Origin of the sequence: Streptomyces sp. NPDC048171, from assembly GCF_043202655.1 — a bacterium.
Taxonomy (GTDB): domain Bacteria; phylum Actinomycetota; class Actinomycetes; order Streptomycetales; family Streptomycetaceae; genus Streptomyces.
Genome location: NZ_JBIDAU010000003.1, coordinates 554,390 through 570,399, shown reverse-complemented (window position 1 = coordinate 570,399; position 16,010 = coordinate 554,390). Strand labels below are relative to the sequence as shown.

Annotated in this window: 13 protein-coding genes and 1 riboswitch; of the genes, 9 read left to right on the top strand and 4 right to left on the bottom strand. The window is 72.8% G+C overall.

All coding sequences use genetic code 11. The features are described 5' to 3' along the window. The first annotated feature begins 192 nt into the window (after positions 1-192). The 4 genes from ACGF3J_RS11260 to ACGF3J_RS11245 all read left to right on the top strand — a co-directional run bounded on the left by ACGF3J_RS11260 (position 193) and on the right by ACGF3J_RS11245 (position 4,970). Complete coding sequence (locus ACGF3J_RS11260) at positions 193-1,557, top strand: M16 family metallopeptidase (RefSeq protein ID WP_393853989.1); 1,365 nt, start codon at positions 193-195, stop codon at positions 1,555-1,557. Continuing rightward, entirely contained in the window at positions 1,554-2,942 is a 1,389-nt protein-coding gene (locus ACGF3J_RS11255) for a M16 family metallopeptidase (RefSeq protein ID WP_393853988.1), read from the top strand. The genes ACGF3J_RS11260 and ACGF3J_RS11255 overlap by 4 nt, the downstream gene beginning before the upstream one ends. Before the next feature lie 190 nt (positions 2,943-3,132). Then, positions 3,133-3,297: riboswitch (cyclic di-AMP (ydaO/yuaA leader) on the top strand. A gap of 12 nt (positions 3,298-3,309) precedes the next feature. Further along, on the top strand, positions 3,310-4,074 hold the full coding sequence (locus ACGF3J_RS11250) for a M23 family metallopeptidase (protein ID WP_161332798.1): 765 nt from the start codon (positions 3,310-3,312) through the stop codon (positions 4,072-4,074). Between the two features lie 200 nt (positions 4,075-4,274). Continuing rightward, a complete protein-coding gene (locus ACGF3J_RS11245; RefSeq protein WP_393853987.1) occupies positions 4,275-4,970 on the top strand; it encodes a GntR family transcriptional regulator in 696 nt (231 codons plus the stop codon). A gap of 146 nt (positions 4,971-5,116) precedes the next feature. On the opposite strand, the gene ACGF3J_RS11240 is transcribed toward ACGF3J_RS11245, so the two are convergent. The 3 genes from ACGF3J_RS11240 to ACGF3J_RS11230 all read right to left on the bottom strand — a co-directional run bounded on the left by ACGF3J_RS11240 (position 5,117) and on the right by ACGF3J_RS11230 (position 8,332). Then, entirely contained in the window at positions 5,117-6,310 is a 1,194-nt protein-coding gene (locus tag ACGF3J_RS11240) for an FAD-dependent monooxygenase (RefSeq protein WP_393853986.1), read from the bottom strand. Beyond that, a complete protein-coding gene (locus tag ACGF3J_RS11235; protein ID WP_393853985.1) occupies positions 6,307-7,704 on the bottom strand; it encodes an MFS transporter in 1,398 nt (465 codons plus the stop codon). Before ACGF3J_RS11235 ends, ACGF3J_RS11240 begins: the two co-directional genes overlap by 4 nt. Positions 7,705-8,050: 346 nt before the next feature. Then, on the bottom strand, positions 8,051-8,332 hold the full coding sequence (locus tag ACGF3J_RS11230; RefSeq protein ID WP_122618470.1) for an HPr family phosphocarrier protein: 282 nt from the start codon (positions 8,330-8,332) through the stop codon (positions 8,051-8,053). A 210-nt stretch (positions 8,333-8,542) separates the two neighbouring features. Between ACGF3J_RS11230 and ACGF3J_RS11225 the strand changes: the two genes are divergently transcribed. From ACGF3J_RS11225 to ACGF3J_RS11210, 4 genes are all read left to right on the top strand, one after another. Continuing rightward, entirely contained in the window at positions 8,543-11,389 is a 2,847-nt protein-coding gene (locus ACGF3J_RS11225) for a GNAT family N-acetyltransferase (RefSeq protein ID WP_393853984.1), read from the top strand. Positions 11,390-11,450: 61 nt separating this feature from the next. After that, entirely contained in the window at positions 11,451-12,047 is a 597-nt protein-coding gene (locus tag ACGF3J_RS11220) for a DUF5998 family protein (protein WP_161330192.1), read from the top strand. Next, complete coding sequence (locus ACGF3J_RS11215; protein ID WP_161330193.1) at positions 12,047-13,240, top strand: alkaline phosphatase family protein; 1,194 nt, start codon at positions 12,047-12,049, stop codon at positions 13,238-13,240. The genes ACGF3J_RS11220 and ACGF3J_RS11215 overlap by 1 nt, the downstream gene beginning before the upstream one ends. A 48-nt stretch (positions 13,241-13,288) precedes the next feature. Then, positions 13,289-13,939, top strand: coding sequence for a thymidine kinase (locus tag ACGF3J_RS11210; protein WP_122618467.1), 651 nt, complete (start codon positions 13,289-13,291; stop codon positions 13,937-13,939). Here ACGF3J_RS11210 and ACGF3J_RS11205 read toward each other — a convergent pair. Further along, positions 13,928-14,767: a VOC family protein gene (locus tag ACGF3J_RS11205; RefSeq protein WP_393853983.1), complete on the bottom strand. Its 840-nt coding sequence runs from the start codon at positions 14,765-14,767 to the stop codon at positions 13,928-13,930. The genes ACGF3J_RS11210 and ACGF3J_RS11205 overlap by 12 nt on opposite strands. Positions 14,768-15,004: 237 nt before the next feature. On the opposite strand from ACGF3J_RS11205, the gene ACGF3J_RS11200 reads away from it, so the two are divergent. Further along, positions 15,005-15,856: a sulfurtransferase gene (locus ACGF3J_RS11200; protein ID WP_393853982.1), complete on the top strand. Its 852-nt coding sequence runs from the start codon at positions 15,005-15,007 to the stop codon at positions 15,854-15,856. The last annotated feature ends 154 nt before the right edge of the window (positions 15,857-16,010 follow it).

Genomic DNA, 16,010 nt, shown 5'->3' with positions numbered 1-16,010 from the left:
GTACGCCCTCCTCCCGCGCCCTCGTCCCCGGCGGGCCGCCAACCCCGTTCTCGCTCTCGGCGTAGGAGGCCCGGGAACTCCACCGGCGTCCCGCACGCTTGCATACAGTGGCAGGATCGGCGGAATTCCGCAGTTCCGCCCAATGATCCACCCAGTGATTCCACCAAGGATTCCGCGATCGAAGGGACGTACATGCCCATGGGTCACACGGCCACAGCCCAGGCAGACTCCGGCGGCCTGACAGCGACCGAGCACCGCCTGGCCAACGGCCTGCGCGTGGTGCTCTCCGAGGACCACCTGACCCCGGTCGCTGCGGTCTGCCTCTGGTACGACGTCGGTTCCCGCCACGAGGTCAAGGGACGTACCGGCCTGGCTCACCTCTTCGAGCACCTCATGTTCCAGGGCTCCGCCCAGGTCAAGGGCAACGGCCACTTCGAGCTGGTGCAGGGCGCCGGCGGCTCGCTCAACGGCACCACCAGCTTCGAGCGGACCAACTACTTCGAGACCATGCCCGCCCACCAGCTGGAGCTCGCCCTCTGGCTGGAGGCCGACCGCATGGGCTCCCTGCTGTCCGCCCTGGACGAAGAGTCGATGGAGAACCAGCGGGACGTCGTCAAGAACGAGCGCCGCCAGCGCTACGACAACGTCCCCTACGGCACGGCCTTCGAGAAGCTGACCGCCCTCGCCTACCCGGAGTGCCACCCCTACCACCACACGCCGATCGGCTCCATGGCCGACCTGGACGCGGCCACCCTGGAGGACGCCCGCGCGTTCTTCCGCACGTACTACGCGCCGAACAACGCGGTGCTGTCGGTCGTCGGCGACATCGACCCCGAGCAGACGCTGGCCTGGATCGAGAAGTACTTCGGTTCCATCGCCTCGCACGACGGCAAGCAGGCCCCCCGGGACGGCTCCCTGCCCGACGTCATGGGCGGCCAGCTGCGCGAGGTCGTCGAGGAGGAGGTCCCGGCCCGCGCCCTGATGGCGGCCTACCGCCTCCCGGAGGACGGCACGCGCGCGAGCGACGCGGCCGACCTGGCGCTCACCGTCCTGGGCGGCGGCGAGTCGTCCCGCCTCTACAACCGGCTGGTGCGGCGCGACCGCACGGCCGTCGCCGCCGGGTTCGGCCTGCTGCGGCTCGCCGGGGCGCCCTCCCTGGGGTGGCTGGACGTGAAGACGTCCGGTGACGTCGAGGTGCCGGTCATCGAGGCCGCCATCGACGAGGAGCTGGCCCGGTTCGCCGAGGAGGGCCCCACCGCCGAGGAGATGGAGCGCGCCCAGGCCCAGCTGGAGCGCGAGTGGCTGGACCGGCTGGGCACGGTCGCCGGCCGCGCCGACGAACTGTGCCGGTACGCGGTGCTGTTCGGCGATCCGCAGCTCGCCCTCACCGCCGTGCAGCGGGTGCTCGAGGTGACGGCGGCGGAGGTCCAGGAGGTCGCCAAGGCCCGCCTGCGCCCCGACAACCGCGCGGTGCTCGTCTACGAGCCGACCGCCCCCACCGACGAGAACACCGCCGAGAACGACGCCACCGACGAGAACGAGGAGGCGGCCAAGTGACCGACCTCGCCACCATGGACTTCCACGCCCAGCCGCAGGCCGGCGAGCCCAAGCCGTGGGCGTTCCCCGCGCCCGGCCGCGGCAGCCTCGACAACGGGCTGACGGTACTGCGCTGCCACCGCCCCGGCCAGCAGGTCGTCGCCGTCGAGGTGCTCCTCGACGCGCCCCTGGACGCCGAGCCGGCCGGTCTCGACGGTGTCGCCACGATCATGGCGCGCGCCTTCTCCGAGGGCACCGACAAGCACTCCGCCGAGGAGTTCGCCGCCGAGCTGGAGCGCTGCGGTGCCACCCTCGACGCGCACGCCGACCACCCCGGCGTCCGGCTCAGCCTGGAGGTGCCCGCCTCGCGCCTCGCCAAGGCGCTCGGCCTCGTCGCCGACGCCCTGAGGGCACCCGCCTTCGCGGACAGCGAGGTCGAACGGCTGGTCCGCAACCGCCTCGACGAGATCCCGCACGAGCTGGCCAGCCCGGCCCGCCGCGCGGCCAAGGAGCTCTCCAAGGAGCTGTTCCCGGCCGGGAGCCGCATGTCGCGCCCGCGCCAGGGCACCGAGGAGACGGTCGAGGCCATCGACTCCGGCTCCGTACGCGCCTTCTACGAGAGGCACGTCCGCCCCGCCACGGCCACCGCCGTGGTCGTCGGCGACCTCACCGGCCTCGACCTGGACGCGCTGCTGGGCGAGACCCTGGGCGCGTGGACCGGCGCCGCCGCCGAACCCCGTCCCGTGCCGCCGGTGACCGCCGACGACCGGGGCCGCGTCGTCATCGTGGACCGGCCCGGCGCCGTCCAGACGCAGCTGCTGATCGGCCGCACCGGATCCGACCGGCACGACCGCGTGTGGCCCGCACAGGTGCTCGGCACCTACTGCCTCGGCGGCACCCTCACCTCCCGCCTGGACCGCGTCCTGCGCGAGGAGAAGGGCTACACCTACGGCGTTCGGGCGTTCGGGCAGGTGCTGCGGTCCGCGCCGGACGGCACCGGCGCCGCCATGCTCGCCATCAGCGGCTCCGTCGACACGCCGAACACCGGCCCCGCCCTGGAGGACCTGTGGACGGTGCTGCGCAAGCTCGCCGCGGAGGGGCTCACCGACCCCGAGCGCGACGTGGCCGTGCAGAACCTGGTGGGCGTGGCGCCGCTGAAGTACGAGACGGCCGCGGCCGTGGCGAGCACCCTGGCCGACCAGGTCGAGCAGCACCTGCCCGACGACTACCAGGCGACGCTCTACCGTCAACTGGCCGCCACGGGCACGGTGGAGGCCACGGCGGCGGTCGTGAACGCCTTCCCGGTCGACCGCCTGGTGACCGTCCTCGTCGGTGACGCAGCGCAGATCAAGGAGCCCGTCGAGGCCCTCGGCATCGGTGAAGTCACCGTGGTGGCGGCCGAGTAGGGCACGCGCGGAGAGCGGCCCCGGTGACCGGAGTGTCACCGGGGCCGCCGTTTGTCCGAATTGAGGGAGAGGCTGCCCGTCTGCCCTGTGGCATGCGCTACAAAAACGCTGTTGCGTTTGAGGATTGAACACAGCCGCGTTTAGCGTCATCCGGGCTGTTCGTCAGGCAGTGCGCCGCACCCGCGGCACCGGACAGTCATCGCCGAGTCCCCGTACGGCGCGAGCCAGGGGAGCCGGGGACCCACCGTAGTCCCTGGGGTGAATCGGACGCCCGCGCGTGCAGCGAGGGGGTCCGTAGGAGACCTTCCTGCTCCGAACCCGTCAGCTAACCCGGTAGGCGAGAGGGAAGGAAAGGACCAGCCTCTACATGGCGTTCACGCGCGCCACCGGGAAGCACCGGCGTCCCAGCAGGATGCATCGCAGTACCGCCCGCGCGGCGGGTGTCGCGGCCCTCGCCACCACCGGCGTCGTCGGCACCCTCGCGGCTCCGGCGCTCGCCGCCGAGCCCGAGGTGGAGCGGAGCGGACTCACCCCGGTCATCACCATCGGCGACTCCCTGGCCGAGGAGATCGACGCCCAGGCTCTCGCACAGCGGCAGGCCGCCGCGGACGCCGCGGCCCGTGAGGCGGCCCAGGAGGCCGCGCGCGAGCGGGCCGCCGAAGCGGCCAAGGAGGCACGCGAGGCCAAGGAGCGCGCCGCGCGGGAGGCCGAGCGCAAGCGTCTCAACACGTTCGTCCCGCCGATCACCTCGTCCTACGTCTCCACCGCGTACCAGGCCGGCAGTTCCCTGTGGTCCTCCGGCAGCCACACCGGCATCGACTTCCACGCCTCCAGCGGTACGACCGTGCACGCGGTCGGCGTCGGCACCGTCGTCGAGGCCGGCTGGGGCGGGGCGTACGGCAACCAGGTCGTGATCAAGATGCACGACGGCACGTACACGCAGTACGGGCACCTGTCGTCCGTCGGCGTCTCCGTCGGCCAGTCGGTCGACCCCGGCCAGCAGATCGGCCTCTCCGGCGCCACCGGCAACGTCACCGGACCCCACCTGCACTTCGAGGCCCGTACGAGCCCCGAGTACGGCTCGGACATGGACCCCGTCGCCTACCTCCGCTCCCACGGCGTGAACGTCTGACGGCGGACCCCGCGACACCACCCGAAAGCCCCGGCCGTGTGAGCCGGGGCTTTTGGTTTTCGCCGGCGCGCGGCCGCCCGCCGTAGGCCAAAAAACATCCATGAAATCCGCTCCGCCGTCGGAATATCCGCTTGATTGGCCTAGAGTCGCTGGAAACGTCAACCGTCGACGTTTCACGGGGATTAAGGCGGAGGTCGGTCATGCGTATTCCGGCGCATTCGGTGTGCACCGCGATCCGGGACGACATCGTCGCCGGCGTCCACGTGCGCGGGGGCCGGCTCACCGAGGAACTCCTCGCCCGTCGCTACGGCGTCTCCCGCGTCCCCGTCCGCGAGGCCCTGCGCACGCTGGAGGCCGAGGGCTTCGTGGTGACCCGGCGGCACGCGGGCGCGTGCGTCGCGGAACCGACCGAACAGGAGGCCGCCGACCTGCTGGAGACCCGTACGCTCCTGGAGCCCCTCGGCGCCGCCCGGGCCGCCCGCCGACGGACCGACGCCCACCTCAAGGTGCTGCGCGGCCTGGTCCGCCTGGGGCAGGAACGCGCCAGGCAGGGCAGTGGCGAGGATCTGCGCTCCCTGGGCGGCTGGTTCCACGAGACCCTGGCCCAGGCCGCCGGCAGCCCCTCCCTGACGGCGCTGCTGACCCAGCTGCGCCACAAGATCGCCTGGATGTACGACGTGGAGGCGCCGGTCGGCCCGGTGGAGTACTGGGCCGAGCACGGCGCGATCCTCGACGCGGTGGCCCGGGGCGACGGCGACCGCGCGCGGTCGCTCATGGCGCTGCACGCCGAGCGGTCGGCACCGGGGCACCGCCTTCGATTCGCCTCCGGCGGCGGCAGGACGGAGCGTGTGAGGAACTCGCAACGTCCCGTAAACACGGCAAGCCTGCGGCATTAACACGGGTCCCGTATACAAAGAGGAGGAAATTCGGAGGGCCTTTTTAGGCTGCCCGTATTCCTGTCGGTGGACGGGAATGGGGCAGCGAAATGGTGCGGAAAAGGAGCCCGCTCGGGCAACGGCGCTGCGAGAAGCGGGCGGATCCGTCAGCGGCTGCCGAAGGCGGGCAGGGTGAGCGCCGAATGGGCCGGGCGGGGCTCCGGTGCGGGCATGGCGCTGAGACCGCGCAGCCGGTCGTTGCGCTGCTCCAGGGCGCGCGCGGTGGTCGGGAAGAGGGTGGCGCCGCCCTGGCCGACCAGGTTCTGGTTCAGGGTCACGAAGTCACGGGTGGCGTGTTCGTAGGCGGCGAAGCCCGCGGCGTGGTCCCGGTCGGCCAGCGAACCGGCCAGCATGCAGGCGCCGACGAGGGCGAGGCTGGTGCCCTGGCCGGTGAGGAACGAGGGCGCGTACGCGGCGTCGCCCACCAGCGCGACCCTGCCGCTGGACCAGCGGGGCATGCGGATCTGTCCGACCGCGTCGAAGAACACGTCGTCCGCGCCGTGGAGGGCGGCCAGGATGCCCGGGACCTCCCAGCCGGCGTCGGCGAAGACCTCGGCGAGCAGGTCACGTTGGGCGTCCGGGCTGCCGAAGGCGTCGAGGGACGGCTCCGGCCGGGCGAAGTTCAGGAAGGCGTGCACTTCGTCGTCGTCCCCCACGGCGTAGAGGGCGGCGGCCCTGCCCGGGGTGTTCCACATGACCGTCTCGTGGGAGAGGCCGAAGGTGTTGCGCATGGTGAACACGGCGAAGCAGTAGCCGAGGTACCTGCGGAACCGCTCCTCGGGACCGAAGACCATCTCCCGGGTACGCGAGTGCATGCCGTCCGCGCCGAACACCAGGTCGAAGGTGCGGCTGCCGCCACCGCGGAAGGTGACGTCGACCCCGTGCCCGGACTGGTCGAGGATGTCGACGGAGTCGTTGAAGAGGAACTCCACGTCGTCCCGGACCGTCGTGTACAGCGCGTCCGTCAGATCCCCGCGGCGTATCTCCAGGTCCCGTCCCGCGGCACCGCCGGTGACGGCGTGCGGGTGGAGCGAGGCCACCTCGCCGCCGTCCCCGTCCCGGAAGGTGATCCGGCGCAGGTCGATGTGCGCGTCCCGCAGTCGCGGCAGGATCCCCATCCTCTCCACGACGTCGAGTGCGGTGCCGCGTACGTCGACGGGGTAGCCGCCGCTGCGCAGCGTGCCGGCCTTCTCCACCACGGTGACCTCGAATCCGTGGCGGTCGAGCCAGAAGGCCAGGGCGGTACCGGCGATGCCGGCCCCGGAGATCAGGACCTTGGGCCCCGGTGCGGTGCGGATCATGCCTTGACTCCTTTGCTCATGGTGCGGGTGACGAAGAGGGCCAGCGACACGACGACGCCGGCGACGACGAATCCGGTGACGTAGGCCGACTCGGCCGCGACCTTCGACCCGGAAGGGGTTCCGGCGGTGAGGAGCGCGCCGCCCAGCTGCCCGCCGACGGCGGAGCCGACCACGCGGCTCACCAGGATCAGACTGGTCGCGATGCCGGTGTCGCCCTTGTCGACGGCGGCGGCGGTGCTGGTCATCATCGCCGTCACGCACAGGCCGTTGGCCAGCGCGATCAGCGCCTTGCCGACGACCAGGTGCCACACCTCGGTGTGCACGGCCGCCACGGCGAGCAGGCCGGCGGTCATCATGACGACGCCGGTGTTGACCACGGCACGCGAGCCGAAACGCCGGTCCCCGATCCCGCCGAGCGGCCCGGCCAGGGTCGCGGCGATGGCGCCGGGCAGCAGGAAGAAGCCGATCTCGGTGGCACCGGCCCCGAATCCGTACCCGTCGCCCCGCTCGTCGAGCAGTTGCGGAATCAGATAGACCGCCATCGTGGCACCGAGGCAGATGACGAACGTGAGCACGCACGCCTTCCATATCGCGGGCCGTGCCAGCATGCGCAGGTCGATCATCGGTGCCGCCGCGCGCCGTTCCACCCTCACCCATCCGGTGACGAACGCGGCCAGAACCAGCACGAGGGCGACGAGCGCGAGCGGCTGCGATCCGGCTTCGGGCGCCAGCGCGAGGACGAGCATGAGGGTGACGAGCATCCCGCTCAGCAGCAGCAGGCCGGGCCAGTCGATCCCGGAGTCGTCCGACCGGCCCGGTGGATCCGTCGGCATCAGCCGGTTCACCAGCAGGGTGGCGCCGATGACCGCGAGTGTGGGGAGGGCGAACATCCAGTGCCGGGAGAGCTGCTCCGCCACCGGACCGGCCGACAGCATGCCGACCATCGACCCGCCGACGAAGAGTCCGCTGACCACACCGATGGCCACTTTGGACTCCCCGGCGGGGAGGTGTTTGCGGACCACTATGAACGACAGGGGCAGCGCGCCGATCATCGCGCCCTGCAACACCTGGCCGACCAGCAGCACGGGCAGGTTCGGGGCCAGGGCGGACACCGTGCCGCCGACCGAGACCACCGCCATCAGCCGGATCAGGATCTTCTTGCCGCCGTAGCGGTCGCCGAACTTGCCCGCCAACGGGGTGATGAGCGCACCGGTGATCAGGAGGATGATGCTGAGCAGCGCCCCCTCGGACTGGCTCATGTCCAGTTCGCGTTCCAGGAGCGGGATGGTCGGTGCCACCACCGACTCCAGGGCGCCGGTGGACAGCGCCAGTATGCCGAGGGCCCCGACAGCGGACTTCCCGATGGGGACCGGGGGAGCCAGGGTTGTGGTCATGGGCGTCCTTTCCGTCATGGCCGGGGTGAGGGCCGTTGACGGAGGACAGAGTGGGTGGACGGCCATGCGGCGGGCGTCATACCCGGGAGCCAATGTGTGCGTGATACCGCGGTAGGGGGTGTGGGCGGGACGAGGCGGTCGGCCGGCGCGGGACAGACCCGCCTCCCGCAGCAGGTCCCGGCCCTCCCGCAGATCGAAGATCACATTGCTGAGGAAGAGGGCGTGCTCAAGCGGCGCGTCCGGGGCGTGCTCAAGCGGCGCGTCCGGGCCGGCCCGGTCATGACGACGACGGCCCGCAAAGCCCCGGCCGGGGCTGTGCGGGCCGTCGTCACGCGGCCGCCGTCCGTCAGACGGTCTCGGGAAGCTCCTCGAGCCCCTCGGCGACCAGCTTCGCCAGCCGGTCCAGGGCGATGTCCGCGCCCTCGGCGTCGGAGGCGAGGACGATCTCCTCGCCGCCCTGCGCGCCGAGGCCGAGGACGGCCAGCATGGAGGCCGCGTTGACGGGGGACCCGTCGGCCTTGGCGATCGTCACGGGGACGCCTGTGGCCGTGGCGGCTCGGACGAAGATGGAGGCGGGGCGGGCGTGGAGACCCTCGGCCCAGCCGACGTTGACGCGGCGCTCAGCCATGTGATGCTGCCCTTCAGGTGTTCAGAGGGTTGAGGTTGTCTAGACCAGTGTTGTCTAGACCAGTTTCCCACATCGTGAAGCATGCCGGGACGGCCCTGTGCCGTCCCGTGTGGTGGTCGGACCGCGGCCTCGGTCCGGGTTCGTGCCGTCCTCGTGTACCCCACAGACTGCCCCGCGCCGTTGTCGTACGCGAGCCGTACTCTGGGGCCCATGCAGACCTCGTCGGACCGGCACGAGTACCCCGCCCACTGGGAAGCCGACGTGGTGCTGCGCGACGGCGGCACCGCGCGCGTACGCCCCATCACCGTTGATGACGCCGAGCGCCTGGTCAGCTTCTACGAGCAGGTTTCCGACGAGTCGAAGTACTACCGCTTCTTCGCGCCGTACCCTCGCCTGTCCGCCAAGGACGTCCACCGCTTCACCCACCACGACTTTGTGGACCGGGTGGGACTCGCGGCCACCATCGGCGGCGAGTTCATCGCCACCGTACGCTACGACCGGATCGGCCCCACCGGAACACCTGCTTCCGCACCGGCCGAGGAGGCCGAGGTCGCCTTCCTCGTCCAGGACGCCCACCAGGGCCGAGGCGTCGCCTCCGCGCTCCTGGAGCACATCGCCGCCGTCGCCCGCGAGCGCGGGATCCGCCGCTTCGCCGCCGAGGTGCTGCCCGCCAACACCAAGATGATCAAGGTGTTCATGGACGCCGGGTACACCCAGAAGCGCAGCTTCGAGGACGGCGTGGTCCGCCTGGAGTTCGATCTCGAACCCACCGACCGCTCCCTCGCCGTGCAGTACGCGCGCGAGCACCGCGCGGAGGCCCGCTCCGTCCAGCGCCTGCTCCAGCCGGGTTCGGTGGCCGTCGTCGGCACCGGCCGGACACCGGGCGGTGTCGGCCGCAGCGTCCTCGGCAACCTCCGCGACGCGGGCTACACCGGCCGGCTCTACGCCGTGAACAGGTCGTTCGCCGACGATCTGACGGACCTCGACGGCGTGCCCGCGCACCGTTCCGTGCGCTCCATCGACGGCCCCGTCGACCTCGCCGTGGTCACCGTCCCCGCCGAGCGGGTCCCCGAGGTCGTCGACGAGTGCGGCGAGCACGGGGTGCAGGGGCTGGTGGTGGTCTCCGCCGGATACGCCGACAGCGGCGCCGAAGGACGCGAACGCCAGCGGGCCCTCGTACGGCAGGCGCGCAGCTACGGCATGCGGATCATCGGCCCCAACGCCTTCGGGATCATCAACACCTCACCGGAGGTCCGGCTCAACGCCTCCCTCGCCCCCGAGATGCCGCGCCCCGGACGGATCGGCCTCTTCGCCCAGTCCGGCGCCATCGGCATCGCCCTCCTGTCCCGGCTGCACCGGCGCGGCGGGGGAGTCACCGGCGTCACGGGCGTGTCGACCTTCGTCTCCTCCGGCAACCGGGCCGACGTCTCCGGCAACGACGTCCTTCAGTACTGGTACGACGACCCGCAGACTGACGTCGCGCTGATGTACCTGGAGTCCATCGGCAACCCGCGCAAGTTCACCCGCCTGGCGCGCCGGACCGCGGCCGCCAAGCCGCTGGTCGTGGTGCAGGGCGCACGGCACGGCGGCGTGGCCCCGCAGGGGCACGCCGTACGGGCGACCCGGCTGCCGCACGCCACCGTCTCCGCGCTGCTCCGCCAGGCCGGCGTGATCCGGGTCGACACGATCACCGACCTGGTGGACGCGGGGCTGCTGCTCGCCCGCCAGCCGCTGCCCGCGGGACCCAGGGTCGCCATCCTGGGGAACTCCGAGTCACTGGGCCTCCTGACCTACGACGCGTGCCTCTCCGAGGGGCTGCGACCGCACCCCCCGCTGGACCTGACGACGGCGGCCTCGCCGGACGACTTCCACACGGCGCTCTCCCGGGCCCTCGCCGACGACACCTGCGACGCGGTGGTGGTGACCGCCATCCCGACGGTGGGGGAGGGACCGGCCGAGGACGCCGCGCTGGCCGAGGCCCTGCGGTCGGCGGCGGCCGCGGTGCCCGCCAAGCCGGTCCTGGTGGTCCACGTGGAGCTGGGCGGCCTGGCGGAAGCCCTCTCGGCCGCGGCCAGCACCGCGCCGCAGGCGCCGCCGCCCGCGGAGCCCCGGCGGCCGACACCCGCCGACCCCGAAGCGGCCACGGCCCCGGAGCGCCCCGAGCCCCGGGAGGCTCCCGCCCCCGGCGACGGCACCCGCCTCATCCCCGCCTACCCCGCCGCCGAACGCGCCGTCCGCGCCCTCGCCGAGGCCGTTTCCTACGCCCAGTGGCGCCGCGACGCCGTGGACCCCGGCAAGGTCCCGGAGTACGACGACATCGACGAGAAGGGCGCCGCCGAGCAGATAGCCGGGTACCTCGCGCGCGGGCAGGGGCTCACCCTCGGCTCGGCGGAGACCTGCGAGCTGCTCGGCAGGTACGGCATCGACGTCCACCGCGCGCTGCCCGCCCCCGACCCCGACGAGGCCGCGTCCGCCGCCCGGACCATCGGCTACCCCGTCGCCCTCAAGGCCACCGCCCCCCACCTGCGCCACCGCGCCGACCTGGGCGGTGTACGCCTGGACCTCGCGGACGAGGAGCAACTGCGCCGGGCGTACACCGAGTTGACCGAGCTGTTCGGCAAGCCCGCGGAGCTGCGCCCGGTGGTGCAGGGGATGGCACCGCGCGGCGTCGACACCGTCGTCAGGGCCGTCATCGACCCGGCGGCCGGCGCGGTGCTCTCCTTCGGACTCGCCGGGGCCGCCACACAGCTGCTCGGCGACACGGCGCACCGGCTGATTCCGGTCACCGACCGCGACGCCACCTCGCTCATCCGCTCGGTCCGCACCGCCCCCCTCCTCTTCGGCTGGCGCGGTTCGGCGCCGGTCGACGCCCCGGCCCTGGAGGAGCTGCTGCTGCGGGTCTCCCGGCTGGTCGACGACCACCCGGAGGTCGTCGCGGTCACTCTGGAACCGGTGGTGGTGGCCCCGCACGGCCTGAGCGTCCTCGGCGCCTCCGTCCGGCTCGCGCCCCCTCCGGCCAGGGACGACCTCGGCCCCCGGACCCTCCCCGCGTACTGACCGCGCACGGCCGGACCGGGTCCCGCGGGAGCGTGCCGCACAGTCAGTGGGCCCCCTTAGGATGGAGGGCATGGCCAAGACCAGTACGACGACCCAGGGGCTGCGAGCGGCGATCGAGCGCAGCGGCTACTACCCGGCCCTCGTGGCCGAGGCGGTGGAGGCCGCCGTGGGCGGCGAGCCCGTGCGGTCGTACCTGGTCCACCAGGAGACGACGTTCGACCAGAACGAGGTGCGCCGGCACGTGACCGTGCTCGTGCTCACCGGCAACCGCTTCATCGTCAGCCACACCGACGAGCAGGCCGCCGACGACACCTCCCCGACGCCGTACGCCACGACGTCCACGGAGTCCGTCAAGCTCGGCCGGATCTCGTCCATCGTCGTCAGCCGCGTCGTCGCCAACCCGGAGCAGTACAAGCCGGGCACCCTGCCCCGCGAGATCGTGCTCACCATCGGCTGGGGCGCCGTCTCGAGACTCGACCTGGAGCCGGCCGCCTGCGGCGACCCCAACTGCGAGGCCGACCACGGCTACACGGGCAGTTCGACGGCCGACGACCTCAGCCTGCGGGTCAGCGAGGCGGGGGACGGCCCCGAGACGGTGCGCCAGGCGCTCACCTTCGCGCAGGCCCTCTCCGAAGCGACCGCGGAGACCGGCCGCTGATGGTGCAGCCCGCCCCCTGGGACACCGATCCGGAACCCCTCCCCGTCGACTCCGCCCCCGTCCCCGAGTACGGCAGGGGCTCCCTCGCCGACCTGCTGCCCACCCTGGCCGCCGGACTCGGCGTCCCCGGAATGACCGCGGGCATCACCGAGCTGTCCCCGGCCGACCGGAACTGCGTGTTCCTGATCGACGGCCTCGGCTGGGAGCAGCTGAGGGCCCACCCGGACGAAGCCCCCTTCCTGTGCTCGCTCCTCGGCACCTCGCGCGGCGGCACCGGGCGTCCGATCACCGCCGGCTACCCGGCGACCACGGCGACCTCCCTCGCCTCCGTCGGCACCGGCCTGCCGCCCGGCGCCCACGGCCTGCCCGGATACACCGTGCGCGACCCGGCCACCGGCGCGCTGATGAACCAGCTGCGCTGGCAGCCGTGGACCGCGCCGGCCGTCTGGCAGCCGTACCCCACCGTCTTCCAACTCGCCGAGCAGGCGGGCGTGCACGCGGCGCAGGTGTCCTCGCCGACGTTCGCGAACACCCCGCTGACCAAGGTCGCGCTCAGCGGCGGCACGTTCGTGGGGCAGCTGTCCGGCGAGGACCGGATGGACAGCGCCGCCGCGCAGCTGGCCGGAGCCGACCGCGCCCTCGTGTACACGTACTACTCCGAGGTCGACGGCGCCGGCCACCGCTTCGGCGTCGACTCCGACACCTGGCGGGGCCAGCTCGGGCACGTCGACCGGCTCGTCCAGCGCCTCGCCGAGCAGCTGCCGCCGCGCAGCGCCCTCTACGTCACCGCCGACCACGGCATGGTCGACGTGCCCTTCGACGAGGACCACCGCATCGACTTCGACGAGGACTGGGAGCTGAAGGCGGGCGTCGCCCTCCTCGGCGGCGAGGGCCGCGCCCGGCACGTGTACGCCGTCCCGGGTGCCCGGGGCGACGTCCTGGCCTGCTGGCGCGAGGTGCTGGGCGAGCAGTTCTGGGTGGCGTCCCGGGACGAGGCGATCGAGGCGGGCTGGTTCGGCCCCCGGATCGACGACCGGGTGTACGACCGCATCGGCGACGTGGTCGCCGCCGCGCGGGACGACGTCCTGCTCATCGCCTCCGAACGCGAGCCGAAGGAGTCGGCGATGGTCGGCAACCACGGTTCGATGACCCCTGCCGAGCAGCTCGTCCCCCTGCTCGAAGTACGCTCCTGACGCCCTGCCGCACACCCGACCCCGTTGCCGAAAGGTGCCCAACCCCTCATGCCCGAGCTGGTGTTCTTCTCCGGAACGATGGACTGCGGGAAGTCGACACTGGCTCTCCAGATCGAGCACAACCGCTCGGCGCGCGGACTCGCCGGGATGATATTCACCCGCGACGACCGCGCGGGCGAGGGCAAGCTCTCCTCGCGCCTCGGCCTGGTCACCGACGCGGCGGAGGTCAAGGACGGACAGGACTTGTACGCCCACGTCGTCGACCACCTCTCGCAGGGCGGACGCGTGGACTACGTGATCGCGGACGAGGCGCAGTTCCTCGCGCCGGACCAGATCGACCAGCTCGCGCGCGTGGTCGACGATCTCGACATCGACGTGTACGCCTTCGGCATCACCACCGACTTCCGCTCCAAGCTCTTCCCCGGCTCCCAGCGCCTGGTCGAACTGGCCGACCGGGTCGAGGTGCTCCAGGTCGAGGCCCTGTGCTGGTGCGGCGCCCGCGCCACGCACAACGCCCGCACCGTGGGCGGTGTCATGGTCGTCGAGGGCGCCCAGGTGGTCGTCGGCGACGTCGCCCAGTCCCCCGACGAGATCGGCTACGAGGTGCTGTGCCGACGCCACCACCGTCGCCGTACGACCGCTGCGACGGCCCGCGCGGCGGCGCTGTCGCCGGACGTGCTGCCGGTGTCACCTGCCTGAGGGACCCGTGGGGCTCGGAACCCCGCCCGCCGCGTTCTGCAGCAGCGAGAACCGTGCCCCTTCCGGATCCGCGACCATGGCCGTCCGGCCCCGGGGCGAGTCCTGGACCGGCTCGAGCACATGGCCGCCGAGGCCGACGAGCCGCTCCAGGGCCGCGTCCGCGTCGGCCACCTCGAAGTACGTCAGCCAGTGCGGCCCCCGTTCCCGGGGAAGCGCGCTGCCCAGACCGTGGATGCCGGCGACCGGGCGGCCGTCGAGGCGCAGGGTCACGTGGTCGAAGCCGGCCGAGACCGACGGCGTCGACTCGAAGCCGAACACCGTCTCGTAGAACTTGGCGACGTTCGCCGTCTCAAACGTGATCAGTTCGTTCCACGCCGGTGTGCCGGGCACGCCCGTGACGGCGGTGCCGACGTGTTCCGCCGCCTGCCAGACCCCGAAGACGGCGCCCGAAGGGTCCGAGGCGATCGCGAGCCGGCCGGCCTCGCCCGCGTCCAGCGGGCCGACGCCGACCGTGCCACCGCACAGGCGCACCGTCTCGGCCGTGCGGTTCACGTCGTCGGAGGCGAAGTAGGGCGTCCAGGCGATGGGGAGATGGCGGTCCGGCGGCAGTTGGCCGATTCCCGCCACCTCGTACCCGTCGAGCAGGGCCCGCGCGTAGGGGCCCAGTTGCTGGGGTCCGGGCTGGAACTCCCAGCCGAACAGGCCCCCGTAGAAGTCGTGGGTCGCGGCCGGCCCGTGCACCATCAGACTCACCCAGCAGGGTGCGCCGGGTGTGCGCCGGGCGTTCGTCTCGCCGTTCCGGCCGGTCGACCCCCGTGCGTCCGTCATCGTCACTCTCTTCTCGGCCCTTGCGCGGGCCGTGCGTCCGCTTTCGCTCCGACGGACCCCGCGCCGATGCCGGCACCGGTCCCGGCGCCGTGCGCCTCGGGTGCGCTCGTGGGGCAGCCCGGCTGCCCGGGTGGTACAGCATGTGCCCGAACCCGCACGCCTCGTGATCGGTACTGTCCGGCGGGCAGAGTAGCCCGACATCGACGCCTCGGCCACTCGGTACGCCAGGATGGGGCCATGAACGCCATCATCTCCGCATCCGAACTCATGCAGGAGCTCGCGGGCGCCAACCCGCCCGTCCTGCTCGACGTCCGCTGGCAGTTGAGCACGGCCGGGGCGGCCGGCGCCCCGCCCTTCGAGGGCCGGGCCGAGTACGCGGCCGGGCATCTTCCCGGAGCCGTCTACGTCGACCTGGACCGGGAACTCGCCTCCGCGCCCGGCGGGCGCGGCCGGCATCCCCTGCCGGACGTGGCCGGGTTCGGCGCGGCGATGCGCAGGGCGGGCGTGTCGTCGGACCGGCCGGTCGTCGCCTATGACGGCGGGCAGGGGTGGGCGGCGGCCCGCGCGTGGTGGCTCCTTCGCTGGACGGGTCACCTGAACGTGCGGGTCCTCGACGGCGGGTTGCCGGCCTGGGAGGCGCCGCTGTCGACGGACGTCCCGGCCCCGGAGGAGGGCGACTTCGCCCCGTCGCCGGGCGCGTCGGGACTGCTCGACGCTGACAGTGCCGCCGCTCTGGCCCGCTCCGGGGTGCTGTTCGACGCCCGCGCGGGGGAGCGTTACCGGGGCGAGGTCGAGCCGATCGATCCCGTCGGCGGCCACATCCCGGGCGCCGTGTCCGCACCGACGACGGACAACGTGACGGCGGACGGACGCTTCCTGCCCGTCGGTGAACTCCGGGCGCGTTTCAAGACACTCGGCGCCACGGAGGGCGACGACGTCGGCGTCTACTGCGGCTCCGGCGTGTCGGGCGCCCACGAGGTGCTCGCCCTGGCGGTGGCGGGCATCCCGGCGGCGCTGTACGTGGGCTCGTGGTCGGAGTGGTCCTCGGACCCGTCCCGGCCGGTCGCGGTGGGCCCGGACCCCCAGTAGGGGAGCGGAAGGCACGTACAGGGCGGGCCTGTTCGCGGGCCGGGGTGCACGCCGGGCTCCGGTGACGCCTGTCAGTGGCGACCGGAGCGAACGGGCCGTGTGTGCGCTTGGCCGGGGAGGCGGACGCGGGCGGGGCGGACAGGGCGCACCCGAC

What these genes read in the sequence shown, in the direction of transcription:
- ACGF3J_RS11260 (WP_393853989.1), top strand. Translation starts at nt 193, where the DNA reads ATGCCCATGGGTCACACGGCCACAGCCCAGGCAGACTCCGGCGGCCTG.
- ACGF3J_RS11250 (WP_161332798.1), top strand. Translation starts at nt 3,310, where the DNA reads ATGGCGTTCACGCGCGCCACCGGGAAGCACCGGCGTCCCAGCAGGATG.
- ACGF3J_RS11245 (WP_393853987.1), top strand. Translation starts at nt 4,275, where the DNA reads ATGCGTATTCCGGCGCATTCGGTGTGCACCGCGATCCGGGACGACATC.
- ACGF3J_RS11240 (WP_393853986.1), bottom strand. Translation starts at nt 6,310, where the DNA reads ATGATCCGCACCGCACCGGGGCCCAAGGTCCTGATCTCCGGGGCCGGC.
- ACGF3J_RS11235 (WP_393853985.1), bottom strand. Translation starts at nt 7,704, where the DNA reads ATGACCACAACCCTGGCTCCCCCGGTCCCCATCGGGAAGTCCGCTGTC.
- ACGF3J_RS11230 (WP_122618470.1), bottom strand. Translation starts at nt 8,332, where the DNA reads ATGGCTGAGCGCCGCGTCAACGTCGGCTGGGCCGAGGGTCTCCACGCC.
- ACGF3J_RS11225 (WP_393853984.1), top strand. Translation starts at nt 8,543, where the DNA reads ATGCAGACCTCGTCGGACCGGCACGAGTACCCCGCCCACTGGGAAGCC.
- ACGF3J_RS11220 (WP_161330192.1), top strand. Translation starts at nt 11,451, where the DNA reads ATGGAGGGCATGGCCAAGACCAGTACGACGACCCAGGGGCTGCGAGCG.
- ACGF3J_RS11215 (WP_161330193.1), top strand. Translation starts at nt 12,047, where the DNA reads ATGGTGCAGCCCGCCCCCTGGGACACCGATCCGGAACCCCTCCCCGTC.
- ACGF3J_RS11210 (WP_122618467.1), top strand. Translation starts at nt 13,289, where the DNA reads ATGCCCGAGCTGGTGTTCTTCTCCGGAACGATGGACTGCGGGAAGTCG.
- ACGF3J_RS11205 (WP_393853983.1), bottom strand. Translation starts at nt 14,767, where the DNA reads ATGACGGACGCACGGGGGTCGACCGGCCGGAACGGCGAGACGAACGCC.
- ACGF3J_RS11200 (WP_393853982.1), top strand. Translation starts at nt 15,005, where the DNA reads ATGAACGCCATCATCTCCGCATCCGAACTCATGCAGGAGCTCGCGGGC.